Source organism: Streptomyces sp. NPDC050560 (genome assembly GCF_044457285.1).
In the GTDB taxonomy this organism is placed as follows: Bacteria; Actinomycetota; Actinomycetes; order Streptomycetales; family Streptomycetaceae; genus Streptomyces.
Genome location: NZ_JBITGT010000007.1, coordinates 444,192 through 457,372 on the forward strand (window position 1 = coordinate 444,192; position 13,181 = coordinate 457,372).

The 13,181-nt window shown below is 73.5% G+C and carries 10 protein-coding genes; 2 read left to right on the forward strand and 8 right to left on the reverse strand.

Going from position 1 to position 13,181, the window contains the following annotated elements; genetic code table 11:
* Positions 1-82 precede the first annotated feature (82 nt).
* Positions 83-1,966 carry an NHL domain-containing thioredoxin family protein gene (locus tag ACIBIW_RS19105; RefSeq protein ID WP_399337539.1) on the reverse strand — a complete coding sequence of 628 codons (1,884 nt, stop codon included), beginning with the start codon at positions 1,964-1,966 and terminating at the stop codon, positions 83-85.
* A 98-nt stretch (positions 1,967-2,064) separates the two neighbouring features.
* On the opposite strand from ACIBIW_RS19105, the gene ACIBIW_RS19110 reads away from it, so the two are divergent.
* Complete coding sequence (locus ACIBIW_RS19110; protein ID WP_399337541.1) at positions 2,065-2,562, forward strand: LURP-one-related/scramblase family protein; 498 nt, start codon at positions 2,065-2,067, stop codon at positions 2,560-2,562.
* A 456-nt stretch (positions 2,563-3,018) separates the two neighbouring features.
* On the opposite strand, the gene ACIBIW_RS19115 is transcribed toward ACIBIW_RS19110, so the two are convergent.
* On the reverse strand, positions 3,019-3,852 hold the full coding sequence (locus tag ACIBIW_RS19115; RefSeq protein WP_399337543.1) for a carbon-nitrogen family hydrolase: 834 nt from the start codon (positions 3,850-3,852) through the stop codon (positions 3,019-3,021).
* 202 nt (positions 3,853-4,054) lie between these two features.
* Between ACIBIW_RS19115 and ACIBIW_RS19120 the strand changes: the two genes are divergently transcribed.
* On the forward strand, positions 4,055-4,879 hold the full coding sequence (locus ACIBIW_RS19120; protein WP_399337545.1) for a maleylpyruvate isomerase family mycothiol-dependent enzyme: 825 nt from the start codon (positions 4,055-4,057) through the stop codon (positions 4,877-4,879).
* A 155-nt stretch (positions 4,880-5,034) separates the two neighbouring features.
* Here ACIBIW_RS19120 and ACIBIW_RS19125 read toward each other — a convergent pair whose 3' ends face one another.
* From ACIBIW_RS19125 to ACIBIW_RS19150, 6 genes are all read right to left on the reverse strand, one after another.
* Positions 5,035-6,357, reverse strand: a complete 1,323-nt coding sequence (locus tag ACIBIW_RS19125) for a nitrate/nitrite transporter (RefSeq protein ID WP_399337547.1) — start codon at positions 6,355-6,357, stop codon at positions 5,035-5,037.
* Positions 6,354-7,028, reverse strand: a complete 675-nt coding sequence (locus tag ACIBIW_RS19130) for a GntR family transcriptional regulator (protein WP_399337549.1) — start codon at positions 7,026-7,028, stop codon at positions 6,354-6,356. Before ACIBIW_RS19130 ends, ACIBIW_RS19125 begins: the two co-directional genes overlap by 4 nt.
* A 151-nt stretch (positions 7,029-7,179) precedes the next feature.
* Positions 7,180-8,598 (reverse strand): dihydrolipoamide acetyltransferase family protein, encoded by a 1,419-nt coding sequence (locus tag ACIBIW_RS19135; RefSeq protein WP_399337633.1) that lies wholly within the window; start codon positions 8,596-8,598, stop codon positions 7,180-7,182.
* A 57-nt stretch (positions 8,599-8,655) separates the two neighbouring features.
* Positions 8,656-9,636 carry an alpha-ketoacid dehydrogenase subunit beta gene (locus ACIBIW_RS19140; protein ID WP_399337551.1) on the reverse strand — a complete coding sequence of 327 codons (981 nt, stop codon included), beginning with the start codon at positions 9,634-9,636 and terminating at the stop codon, positions 8,656-8,658.
* 2 nt (positions 9,637-9,638) lie between these two features.
* On the reverse strand, positions 9,639-10,943 hold the full coding sequence (gene pdhA, locus ACIBIW_RS19145; RefSeq protein ID WP_399337553.1) for a pyruvate dehydrogenase (acetyl-transferring) E1 component subunit alpha: 1,305 nt from the start codon (positions 10,941-10,943) through the stop codon (positions 9,639-9,641).
* A gap of 613 nt (positions 10,944-11,556) precedes the next feature.
* Complete coding sequence (locus tag ACIBIW_RS19150; protein ID WP_399337555.1) at positions 11,557-13,158, reverse strand: protein kinase; 1,602 nt, start codon at positions 13,156-13,158, stop codon at positions 11,557-11,559.
* Between the last annotated feature and the right edge of the window lie 23 nt (positions 13,159-13,181).

A 13,181-nucleotide genomic window follows, 5' to 3' on the forward strand; every position in this document is an offset into this window, starting at 1 on the left:
CACACCGCGGGCCGGGGCACAGGACCACCACACGAGCATGCGTCGGGTCCCTCGCGGGCACAGCCGCGGGGCGCCCGACGCGTCAGCCCGCGCCGCCCGTGGCGTCCGTGGCGTCCGTGGCGTCCGTGGCGTCAAGCCCCGCGAGCACCAGCGGCAGCCGGTCAGCGCCGCCCGGCGTGAGACGTACCGGAACACCCCAGTCCTGCTGGTGCACATGGCAGGCGGGGTACGCGGCGGCGGTGTCGTCGTCGCAGGACGCGGCCATCGCCGACACATGCAGCACGCCCCCGCCCACGACCGGGTCGAGGACCAGCTCCCTGGACAGCTCGGGGCCCGTCCCCGCGCCCGACGCCAGCAGTTCGGGCGGGGTCGCCGAGACCAGGAGCCGGGTCGCGGGCCCGTAGCGGGTGTCCAGCTTCTGGCCCGCGGGCGCCTCGAAGACCACGTCGAGGCGGAGCGCCCCCGGCGCCACCCGGGTCTCCTCGCGCCTGGTGCGGTGCGCCACACCAGGCACCCGTACCGCCTCCTCCGGCAGCCGCAGCCGGGTCAGCCGGTGCCGCGCCGACTCCACCACCACGATGTCCGCGCCGTCGACCAGCGCGTCCGACGGCTCCCGCAGATCCGTCGCCAGCGTGGTCACCTCGCCGGTGGCCGGATCGTAGCGGCGCAGCGCGTGGTTGTACGTGTCACTGACCGCGACCGAGCCGTCGGGCAGCGCCGTCACCCCCAGCGGGTGCTGGAACAGCGCCTGCGCGGCGGGCCCGTCGCGGTGCCCGAAGTCGAAGAGCCCGGTGCCGACGGCGGTGGTCACGGTGCCGTCCGCGGTGACGGAGCGCAGCGCCGACGTCTCGGAGTCCGCCACCCACAGCCGGTCGCCCGCCGCGGCGAGCCCCGACGGCTGCGCGAACCACGCCTCGGCCGCCGGGCCGTCCACCAGGCCCTCGTTGGTGGTGCCCGCGGCCACCGCGACGGTGCCGTCCGCCGGGTCGTAGGCCCACAGTTGGTGCACGCCCGCCATCGCGATCCACACCCGGCCGCCGAAGAGCGCCACGTCCCACGGCGACGACAGCGCCACCTCGCGGCCGGGGCCCGCGGCGGGCGCGCCCTGCATCCACTGCCGCCCGGTGCCCGCGAGCGTGGTCACCTCGCCGGTGCCGAGGTCGACGCGGCGCAGCGCGTGGTTGACGGTGTCCGCGACCACCACACCGCCGTCCGGCAGCAGCGCCAGCCCTTGCGGCTCGCTGAACGCGGCGCTCCCGGGCGGTCCGTCGGTGAAGCCGCGCAGCCCCGAGCCGATCACCCGCACCACACCCGCGCCGTCCGCGCCGTCCTCCCCGGCTTCTCCGGCTTCGGAGGCTTCCGCCAGCTCCACGAGCCGGTGCCTGCTGGTGTCGGAGACCAGCACGGTGCCGCCGGGCAGCGCCAGCGCCTTGCCGGGGAAGCGCAGCCCGGTGGCGACCGGCTCCGGCGGCACATACGGTGCGTCACCGCGCCGCAGCGTGCCCTTGGCGGCGTGCTCCGCCTCCAGGTCGGACACCAGGCGCTCGATGGCGTGCGCGTGCCCCTCGCCCGCGTGCTGCGCCACGATGTAGCCCTCGGGGTCGATCACCACGAGCGTCGGCCAGGCACGTACGGCGTACTGCTTCCAGGTGGCCAGATCCGGGTCGTCGAGGACCGGGTGCCCGACCCCGTACCGCTCCACGGCGTCGACGACGGCGCCGTGCTCGGCCTCGTGCACGAACTTCGGCGAGTGCACCCCCACGACCACCACGGTGTCCCGGTGCTTCTGCTCCAGCTCGCGCAGCTCGTCGAGGGCGTGCAGGCAGTTGATGCAACAGAAGGTCCAGAAGTCCAGAAGGACGATGCGGCCCCGCAGGTCGGAGAGCCGGTAGCCGGTGCCGCCGGTGTTGAGCCAGCCGCCCCTGCCGACCAGTTCGGGGGCGCGTAGCCGTGCGCGTCGTGCCATAAAACAAGCCAACCACACCTCGCTCCCCGCGATTCCCCGCGCGGGCCGCGGCCCGCGCGAAGGGCGTTTCCGCCTCCGGTTCGGGGAAGGGGTGCCCTATGAAATATGTCGTGCGGGACCGGCTCTTCGGAATCGGTGAGGACTACTGGATCGAGGACGAGCACGGCCGCAAGGTCTTCCTCGTCGACGGCAAGGCGCTGCGGCTGCGGGACACGTTCGAGATCAAGGACACCCAGGGGCGGGTGCTGATCGAGATCAAGCAGAAGATGCTCGCGGTGCGCGACACCATGGTCATCGAGCGCGACGGCGACAAGCTGGCCACCATCCGCCGCAAGTGGCTCTCGCTGCTGCGCCACCACTACCGGGTGGCGATGGTCGACGGGACCGAGCTGGACATCAGCGGCAAGATCCTCGACCGCGAGTTCGCCGTCGAGTACGACAACACGCTGCTGGCGCACATCTCGCGGCGCTGGTTCCACATCCGGGAGACGTACGCGGTCGACGTCATCCCGGAGGAGGCCGACCCGGCGCTGATGATCGCCATCGCGGTCTGCGCGATCCATCTGGCGGAGAAGGAGCGGGAGGACAACGACTAGGGCGGCGTACGCCGCCGGAGCGGGGGGGGGCGGGGCGGGCCTGGGGGCCCGATGGTCGAGGCCCGGTGACCCGGTGACCCGGTGACCCGGTGACCGAGGATTCGGGTGGCTGAGGGCCCGGTTACGCGGAGCCCGCGGCCAGGGCCTGGGGCCCCGAGGCCAGTGGTTCGAGCCGGAGGCTGGTGGTTCGAGCCGGAGGCCGGTGGTTCGGTGGCCCGGTGGCCGAGGACCGGTGCCGCTGAGGCGGCGCCCCGGTGGCCGGAGGCCCCGAAACCGGAGGCCCGTGACCTGATGGCCGCAGGCCCCGGTGACCGCAGATGGCCGGAGGCCCCGGTGACCGAGGACCGGTGTCCGTGAGACCGGGGGCCGGTGGCCCGGAGGCCGGGTGGTCGGGGCTGGCGGCGCCGGGCCGAAGCGGTGGGGGCGGCTCAGTGGCTCAGGGCGCGCCCCCGCGCCTCACAGCACCCGGTCCCGGAGGACCGGGAAGCGGTCGCGGGCCGTGGCGGCCGCCGTGGGGTCGAAGTCGACCGTGAGGACCGTCTCGCCGCCGTCCGCCTCGGAGAGGACCTCGCCCCAGGGGTCGACCGCGACGCTGTGGCCCGCCTGGGGGATGCCCGCGTGGGTCCCCGCGGTGCCGCAGGCCAGCAGGAACGCCTGGTCCTCGACCGCCCGCGCCCTGGCGAGCAGGCTCCAGTGGGCGCGGCGGCGCTCCGGCCAGCCCGCGGGGACGACGAAGGTGTCGGCGCCCGCGTCCACCAGGCCCCGGAACAGCTCGGGGAAGCGCAGGTCGTAGCAGGTGGCGATGCCGAGGGTGGTCTCCGGCATGCGGACGGTGACCAGGTCGTGCCCCGCGCCCATGAGGACGGCCTCGCCCTTGTCGAAGCCGAAGCGGTGGATCTTGCGGTAGGAGGCGGCGAGGTCGCCCTCGGGCGTGAACACCAGCGAGGTGTTGTAGAGGACATGCCCGTCGTGCACCGGGGCGTCCGCGGCGCCGGGTGCCGCGTCGGCCTCCCCGGCGGGGACACGCTCCGGGATCGAGCCCGCGTGCAGCCACACCCCGGCGTCACGCGCCGCCTTCGCCATCGCGTCGTAGGTCGCGCCGTGCAGCGGCTCCGCCTCCGCCGCGAACAGCTCGTAGGCGAACGCGCCCGTCGTCCACAGCTCGGGGAGCACGACGAGATCGGGGCGCTGCTCGCGGCTTACGTCCGCGATCATGCCGGATACCCGGTCTCTGCGGGATACGACCGATTCGTTCTCGTCTACGGCGATCTGGAAGAGGGAAGCGCGCACACTACCACCGTCCTGGCATGAGAGCCGTCCACGCGGGCCTACGATCGTCACACGAAAGCACTGCCGGGGTGCCTTCGGGCAGCGTACTGTGCCAGTCCGGGGGATACCCCGGACCCCCGCCCGATGAACCGCCCCCACGCCGTACAAGCCCGAGCCGTCAGCGCCCACAGCCAGTCGTACGTTCCAACGCCCGAGGGGTCCCGTGAGTCTCCATCCCAGCCTTCAGACCTATGCCGATGCCTGGACCCATTCCGTGGAGGCGATAGCCGAGCTGGTCGGGCCACTCGCGGAGGGCGAGTGGAACAGGCGGACACCCTGCCCCGGCTGGTCGGTGCGGGACATCGTGTCGCATGTGATCGGGCTCGACAACGAGATGCTGGGCGACCCCCGGCCGATCCACACCCTGCCCCGGGACCTCTACCACGTGACGAACGAGCAGCAGCGTTACATGGAGATGCAGGTGGACGTGCGGCGGCACCACACGGCGCCGGAGATGACCTCCGAGCTTGAGTACACGATCATCCGCAGGAACCGGCAGATCAGGAACGAGAACCGCAAGCCCGACACCCTGGTGCGCGGCCCCCTGAGCACCGAGATCACCCTTGAGGACGCCATGCGGCGGCGGGCGTTCGACGTGTGGGTGCACGAGCAGGACCTGCGCTGGGCCCTCGACAGGCCCGGCAACCTGGACTCCCCCGGCGCCCTCGTCGTACGGGACATGCTGCTTGAGTCGCTGCCGCGCACCGTCGCCAAGCGGGCGGGCGCCCCGCCGAACTCGGCGGTGGTCTTCGACGTGCACGGCCCGGTGGAGTTCCTGCGCACGGTGCGGGTGGACGCGGAAGGACGCGGCTCGGTGGACAGCGCGCCCTCGCTCGGCCCGCTGGCCTCGATCGGCGTCGACTGGGAGACGTATGTGCGGCTGTCCTGCGGGCGGATCACCCCGGAGGCCGCGGCAGAGCACGTCAAGATCGAGGGCGACCAGGAGCTGGCGACCGCGATCCTGGCGAACATGACGGTCACCCCCTGAACCGTCCCCGCCGAGGACATCGCGCACACGCGGCGCCGGCCACGGCGGCCGGCACACGGAAGGACCGGGCCGGGGAGCACGCTCCCGCCCCGGTCCTCCGCCCGTTTCCGCACCCCTGAGGCCGCGTCACACCGGTCGCCCCCGAGCGGGCAGGGTCACACCGGTACGTGCACCTTCTCGACCCTGCTGCGCACCAGGCGTTCGCGCTCCAGCCTGGCCGCCCGGCCGCGCAGCCGCAGGATCTGGGAGGCGCCGAGCGCTTCCAGCAGGAAGACGAAGGAGAACGCGACCCGGTACTCGCCGCCGGTCGCGTCCAGCAGCACGCCGATCGCGAAGAGCGTGGTCATGGAGGCGACGAAGCCGCCCATGTTGACGATGCCGGAGGCGGTGCCCTGGCGGTGCGGCGGGTTCGCCGGCCTGGCGAAGTCGAAGCCGATCATGGACGCGGGCCCGCAGGCCCCCAGCACCGCGCAGAGCACCACGAGCAGCCACAGCGGGGCCACGCCGCCGGGGTAGAGCAGCACCGCGGCCCAGGTCAGCGCGGTCACGGCGGCGGTGCTCAGGGCGAGCGGCAGCCTGGCCGCGTGGTGGCGCTGCACGATCTGCCCGTAGACGAGGCCGATGACCAGGTTGGCGGCGACGACCACGGTCAGCAGGTTCCCGGCCGCGGCCCGGCTCAGGCCCTGCGCCTCGACGAGGAACGGCAGCCCCCACAGCAGCAGGAAGACCATCCCGGGGAACTGAGTGGTGAAGTGCACCCACATCCCGAGCCTGGTGCCGGGCTCCCGCCAGGCCGCGGCGATCTGCGCGCGGACACCGGCGCCGCCGCGCGCCTGCCCCGGCCCGGCGAGCGGCCCTGGGCGTGCGCCCGGCGGGTGGTCCCTGAGGAAGAGCGCCACGAGGACGAGGACGACGGCCCCGGCGACGGCGCTGCCGCCGAAGGCGGCGGTCCAGCCGACGCCGTGCAGCAGCCGGGCGATGACCAGGGTGGAGACGAGGTTGCCCGCCATCCCGGCGAGCCCCGCGAGCTGGGCGACGAGCGGGCCCCTGCGGGCCGGGAACCAGCGGGTGCCGAGCCGCAGCACGCTGATGAACGTCATGGCGTCGCCGCAGCCGAGCAGGGCGCGCGCGCCGAGCGCGGTGCCGTACGAGGGGGCGAGCGCGAAGCCGAGCTGCCCGACGGTGAACAGCACCGCGCCGAGCGTGAGGATGCGCTTGGTGCCGTACCGGTCGACGAGCAGCCCGACGGGTATCTGCATGCCGGCGTAGACGAGGAGTTGGAGGATGGAGAAGGTGGAGAGCGCGGAGGCGTCGATGTGGAAGCGGTCGGCGGCGTCGAGGCCCGCGACGCCCAGCGAGGTGCGGAAGATGACGGCGACGAAGTAGACGGCGACACCGATCGACCAGACCGCGACGGCGCGCCGCCCGCCCGGGGGATCGCCGGGCAGTGAGACGGCAGCGGAGGCGGGAGGTGTCATCGGTCGTCGCCCCTGGCGAGCGCCGAGACCCAGCTCACATGGCGGTCGACGGCACGCACGGCCGCCTCCGCGTCGCCCGCCTTCAACGCCCTGAGGATCTCCTGGTGTTCCGCGAGGGTCTTCGCGATGCGGTCGGGGTGCGCGTTCAGCACGGCGACGCCCATCCGCAACTGGCGGTCGCGCAGCCGGTCGTAGAGCCGGGAGAGGATCTCGTTGCCGCCGCTGCGGACGATCTCGGCGTGGAAGGTGCGGTCGGTGACCGCGGACGCGGCGAGGTCGCCCGCGGCGGCCTGCTCGCGCTGGGTCTCCAGCAACTCCTCAAGGCGGGCGATGAGTACGGGGGACGCGGGGACGGCCTTGCGGGCCGCGTGGGTCTCGACGAGCTGTCGGGTCTCGACCACATCGGCGATCTCCTGCGCCGACACCGGGAGCACCAGCGCGCCCTTCTTGGGGTAGAGCCGGATCAGCCCCTCGACCTCAAGGCGCAGCAGGGCCTCGCGCACCGGGGTGCGGGAGACCCCGACGGCCTCGGCCAGTTCGCCCTCGGTCAGCAGTGTGCCGCCCTCGTAGACGCGGTCGAGCACTCCCTCCTTGACGTGCCGGTACACGCGGTCGGCCGCGGGCACCTGTTTGACGGCGGCCGAAGCCCCGGACCCTCCACCAGAAGACATGCGCACAGGATAGATACAACAGCCGGAGGGCCGCGTTCCCGTCCAGCATCCGGTACGACGGGACGTCAGCCGCCGTACGCCGGGCATGGGACCGCCGGGGCCCCGGCGAACGGGGCCCCGGCGGGCGGACCTCACCCGGGGGAGGAGGCCGCTATCCCCAGGCCAGGAACCGCTTCGGCTCCTCCAGCACGGCGGCGACGTCCGCCAGTACGCGCGAGCCGAGTGCGCCGTCGACCAGGCGGTGGTCGAAGGAGAGGGACAGGGTGGTCACCTGACGGGGCTTGACCTTGCCCTTGTGGACCCACGGCTGGAGCTTGATCGCGCCGACGGCGAGGATCGCCGACTCCCCGGGGTTGAGGATCGGGGTGCCGGAGTCGACGCCGAAGACGCCGACGTTGGTGATCGTCACCGTGCCGTCCCGCATCGCGGCAGGTGACGTCCTCCCCTCGCGGGCCGTGCCCACCAGGTCCGCGAGCGCCTCGGCGAGCCGGGGCAGGGTGAGGGCGTCGGCGTCCTTGATGTTGGGCACGATCAGGCCCCTCGGGGTGTCGGCCGCGATGCCCAGGTTCACATAGTGCTTGTGCACGATCTCCTGGTTGGCCTCGTCCCAGGCGGCGTTGATCTCGGGGTTGCGCCTGATCGCGAGGAGCAGGGCCCTGGCGATGAGCAGCAGGGGGTTGATCCGCAGCCCTGTGAGGCCGTAGTGGTCGGCGTCCCGGCGCAGTTCGTCGACGAGCTTCACCGTGCGGGTCACGTCCACCGTCACGAACTCGGTGACATGCGGCGCGGTGAACGCGGAGCCGACCATGGCCTGCGCGGTCGCCTTCCGCACGCCCTTGACCGGGACACGGGTCTCACGGGCGCCGGGGGCGGCGGCAGCCGGGGGCGCGGCGGGCGCCGGGGTCTCGTCGGCGGCGGGGGCGGCGGGCGCGGGCCCGGCCGCCGCCGCGTGCACGTCCTCGCGGGTGATGATCCCGCCGGGGCCCGTGGGGGCCACCGCCGCGAGGTCCACGCCGAGGTCCTTCGCCAGCTTGCGCACCGGCGGCTTCGCCAGTGGCCGCTGCCCCGTGGCGGGGGACGGGGCCCCGGTCCCGGCGGGGGCGGCGGGAGCCGCGGGGGCCGCGGGAGCCGGAGCCGGAGCCGGAGTTGGGGCCGGAGTGGGGGCCGGGGCCTGGCGGGCCGGGGGCTCGGGGGCCGTGGGGCGTGCGGCCTGCTGATCCTTGCGGGGGCGGCGCCTGGTGGAGGTCTGGGAGACGCCGTAGCCGACCAGTACGGGCTGGCGGCCCTCGGGCGCCGGCTCGGCCTCCCCGCTCTCCCCCGAGCCGCCGGACTCGGCGGGCGCGGCGCCGCCGCCGACGTCGACCGAGATGATCGGCTGCCCGACGTCGACCGTGGTGCCCTCCTCGAAGTGCAGTTCACGCACGACGCCGTTGTACGGGATCGGAAGCTCCACGGCGGCCTTGGCGGTCTCCACCTCGCAGACCACCTGGCCGTCGCTGACGGTGTCGCCCGGGCGCACATGCCAGGAGAGGATCTCGGCCTCGGTGAGGCCCTCGCCGACGTCGGGCATCCGGAACTCGCGCACGGACGCTGCTGTCCTCGTCGTCACAGTCGTCACGACCCCTCCTCAGTACGCAAGCGAGCGGTCGACGGTGTCGAGTACCCGGTCGAGACCCGGCAGGTACTCCTCTTCGAGGCGGGCCGGGGGGTACGGCGCGTGGTAGCCGCCGACCCTGAGCACGGGCGCCTCCAACTGGTAGAAGCAGCGCTCGGTGATCCGCGCGGCCAGCTCCGCGCCTGTGCCGAGGAACACCGGGGCCTCGTGCACCACGACGAGGCGCCCGGTGCGCGCGACCGACGCCTGTACGGCGTCGAAGTCGATCGGCGACATCGAGCGCAGGTCGATCACTTCGAGGGACTTGCCCTCCTCCTCGGCAGCCGCCGCGGCCTCAAGGCACACCTTCACCATCGGCCCGTACGCGGCGAGCGTCAGGTCTGTGCCGCTCCTGGCCACCCGGGCGCCGTGCAGCGGCGCCGGGATCGCCTCGGGGTCGACCTCGGCCTTGTCCCAGTAGCGCCGCTTGGGCTCGAAGAAGATCACCGGGTCGTCGCTCTGGATGGCCTGCTGCATCATCCAGTACGCGTCGGACGCGTTCGAGGGCGAGACCACCTTCAGGCCCGCGACGTGCGCGAACAGCGCCTCGGGCGACTCCGAGTGGTGCTCGACCGCGCCGATGCCGCCGCCGTAGGGGATGCGGATGACGACCGGCAGCTTGACCTTGCCGAGCGAGCGCGCGTGCATCTTCGCGAGCTGGGTGACGATCTGGTCGTACGCGGGGAACACGAAACCGTCGAACTGGATCTCGACCACCGGGCGGTAGCCGCGCAGTGCGAGGCCGATCGCGGTGCCGACGATGCCGGACTCGGCGAGCGGGGTGTCGATCACCCGGTCCTCGCCGAAGTCCTTCTGGAGCCCGTCGGTCACCCGGAACACCCCGCCGAGCTTGCCCACGTCCTCGCCCATGACGAGGACCTTCGGGTCGGCGTCCATGGCCCTGCGCAGCGACTCGTTGATCGCCCTGGCGAGCGGAAGCTTCTGCCCTGCCATGATCAGATCACCCCTTCCCCGGTGCGCGACTGCCCGTCCGTGCCGCCCGCGCCATCCGTACCGCCCGCGCCGCCGTCGTCGGCCGGCTCGTCGCTCGCGAACGAGTCCTGGTACGCGGCGAACTGCGCCCGCTCCTCGTCCACCAGCGCGTGCCCGTCCGCGTACGCGTGCTCGAACATGGCGAGCGGGTCGGGCTCCGGCATGTTCCGTACCGCCTCCCGTACCCGCTTTCCCAACGTCTCGCTCTCGGTGTCGAGTTCCGAGAAGAACGACGCGTCGGCGTGGCCCGCCGACTCCAGGTGGCCGCGCAGCCGCGCGATCGGGTCCTTGGCGCGCCACGCCTCGTCCTCGTCGGACGAGCGGTAGCGCGTGGGGTCGTCCGAGGTGGTGTGGGCGCCCATGCGGTAGGTGTACGCCTCCACGAGCGCCGGTCCCTCACCACGACGCGCCCTCTCCAGCGCCCACCGGGTCACGGCGAGGCAGGCGAGGACGTCGTTGCCGTCGACCCGGACCCCGGGGAAGCCGTAGCCGCGCGCCCGCTGGTAGAGCGGCACCCGGGTCTGCTTGTCGGTCGGCTCCGAGATGGCCCACTGGTTGTTCTGGCAGAAGAACACGACGGGCGCGTTGTACACGGCGGCGAAGGTGAACGCCTCGGCCACGTCGCCCTGGCTCGACGCGCCGTCGCCGAAGTAGGCGATGACGGCGGAGTCCGCGCCGTCCTTGGCGACGCCCATGGCGTACCCGGCGGCGTGCAGCGCCTGGGAGCCGATGACGATCGTGTACAGGTGGAAGTTGTTGCTCTTCGGGTCCCAGCCGCCGTTGTTCACGCCGCGGAACATGCCGAGCAGATTTGTCGGGTCGACGCCGCGGCACCAGGCGACGCCGTGCTCGCGGTAGGTGGGGAAGACGTAGTCGTCGTGCCCTGTGGCGCGGCCCGAGCCGATCTGGGCGGCCTCCTGGCCGAGCAGCGAGGCCCACAGGCCCAGTTCGCCCTGGCGCTGGAGCGCGGTGGCCTCGGCGTCGAACCTGCGGGTCAGCACCATGTCCCGGTACAGGCCGCGCAGCTCCTGCGGGGTGACGTCCGCGACGTATCCCGCGAACTCCGCGGGGGTGGGGACGGTGCCCTGTCCGCCGGCCCCGGCCCTGCCCTTCGCGGCGGTGCGGCCGCCGGACTTGCCGCGGGCGCGGTGTTCGCGGCGCTGCCCCGAGGGGGTCAGCAACTGGACCAGATCGGGGTCCTCGCCCGGTGGCTTGCCCGCGTCGGTGCGCTTGCGCGTCCCCCGCGCGGCAGTGGTGTCCACGGTCACGTGTGCTCCTCCGTCGTTCCGGCCCCCGGGGTCGCCGGGGACTGGCCATCCCTCGGGCTCCTGGTGAGCCCGCGGGAGCGGTGCGTCCGGTCCCGGGCGTGCGCACGGGGTGGGTGCGCCCCGCCGGAACAGACGCGAGGGTGCTCCGGCGAGTGCCCCGCGAAACGCACGTTACCCAGTGCGGCACATATCCGCGAAACCCCGTCTGACCTGCGTTTTTGCTTGGATATCCAAGTAAAGTCGGGGGACGCGGAAATGCCGCTGGTCAGGGCCCTTCGGGAGGCGCCGGAACACGGGCACGGTATCCCGGCCGCGGCGGGGGATGGAACGGCTCGACGGAACCAATCGGGGGCGGGGGTGGCGGCCGGAACCACCGCGAGCGATCATCGAAACGGCACGCGTGGGGTGTGGGTACCCGTGGGGGCGGGGGGTTGTCATGGACTGCACAAGGGGGCGCCGGGGGGCGCGGGGGCCGGGAGTGCAAGCGCCGGGGGTGCGGCGGATCGCCGGAGCGGGCCTCCGGGCGGGGCGGCCGGGCGGGAGCCGGGGTTTCGTGGCCGCGGACCGGCGCCGAGCCGGGCCGCTCCGTTGCTTCGCCGCCCGCCCCGGGCGGCTACTCCTCGCTGCCGCCGGGGCCGCCGTTCTGCTGGGTGCCACCGCCGTCGTCGGAGCCGCCGTCGTTGCCCGGGGGGTCGGTCGGCTCGTCGGGCGGGCTCTGGTCGCCGGTGTCCGGCGGGGAGTTCGTCTCGGGCGGGTCGTTGTCGGACGGCGCCGAGTGGGTGGGCTCGCGGGTCGGCTGCCCCGAGTCGGTGGCGGAGGGGGTGTCCTGCCCGTCGCCGGTGTCCGAGGGCGAGGGCGGCCACTCGCCGGTGCCGGTGGAGCCGTCCCCGGAGTCGGTGGCGTCGTCGCTCGGCTGGTCGCCCGGGTCCTCGCTCGGCTGGTCGTCCTGCGCCGAGTGGCTGGTCGAGGGCGAGTGGTCGGTACTCGGCTTGTGGTCGCCGCCGCCCGTGCCGCGCAGCGCGAACGCGACACCGGCCGCGATCACCACGATGGCGACGAGCGCCGCGATCCACAGCCGCCCGCCGCGGCCCCTGCCGCCCCGGGCCCCGCCGTCGAAGCCGCCGTCGTCGGGGCGCGGCTGGCGCAGCATCGGGCCCGGGATCTGCGCCGTGCCCGAGTCGTGCGGGTGCGGCAGCGCGGTGGTGCCCGCGACGCCCATCGCGGGGGTGCTCGCGCCCTCGTGCATGTCGACGGGCCCGGTGTTCCAGGTCCCGGTGTGGCCGCCCTGCTCCTGGAGCATCTGGAGCGCGTACTGCACCAGGCCCCGCATCTCCTCCGCGGTCTGGAACCTGTCGTCGGGCTCCTTCGCCAGCGACCGCATCACCAGGCCGTCCAGCTCGGGCGGCACCGCGGCGGCGACCTGCGACGGCGGCACCGGGGCGTCCTGGACGTGCTGGTACACCACGGAAAGCGGCGTCTCACCGGTGAACGGGGGCCGCAGCGCCAGCAGCTCGTACAGCAGGCAGCCGGTCGCGTACAGGTCGGAGCGGTGGTCGACGATCTTGCCGAGCGCCTGTTCGGGGGAGAGGTACTGGGGCGTGCCCATGACCATGCCGGTCTGGGTCATGGTGGTGGACGCCCCGTGCAGCGCGCGTGCGATGCCGAAGTCCATCACCTTCACCGCGCCGGTGCTGGTGATGGAGACGTTGGCGGGCTTGATGTCGCGGTGCACGATGCCGTGCTGGTGCGAGTAGGCCAGCGCGTCGAGCACCCCGGACACGATGATCAGCGCCTGCTCGGGGCCGGGCGCCTCCGCGGTGAGCAGCAGCTCCCTGATGGTGCGGCCCTCGACCAGCTCCATCACGATGTACGGCACCGTGGCGTTGCCGACGACGTCCTCACCCGAGTCGTACACGGCCACGACCGCATGGTGGTTGAGCCCCGCGACGGACTGTGCCTCGCGGGTGAAGCGCGCCTTGGACACGGGGTCCTCGGCGAGGTCGGAGCGGAGCAGCTTCACCGCCACGGTCCGCCCGAGCCGTACGTCCTCGGCGGCGAACACCTCGGCCATGCCGCCCCGGCCGAGCCTGCGGGTGAGGCGGTAGCGGCCGTCGCCGACCAGACCGCCGTTCCCCCACATCTCCGGCGCATCGGACATACCGCCGCCAGTCGCCTCGGGGTCGGAGGGCCCCTGAGCGCGCTGCGTCTGTGCCATCGGTCCTCGCCGTCGTTTCTGCC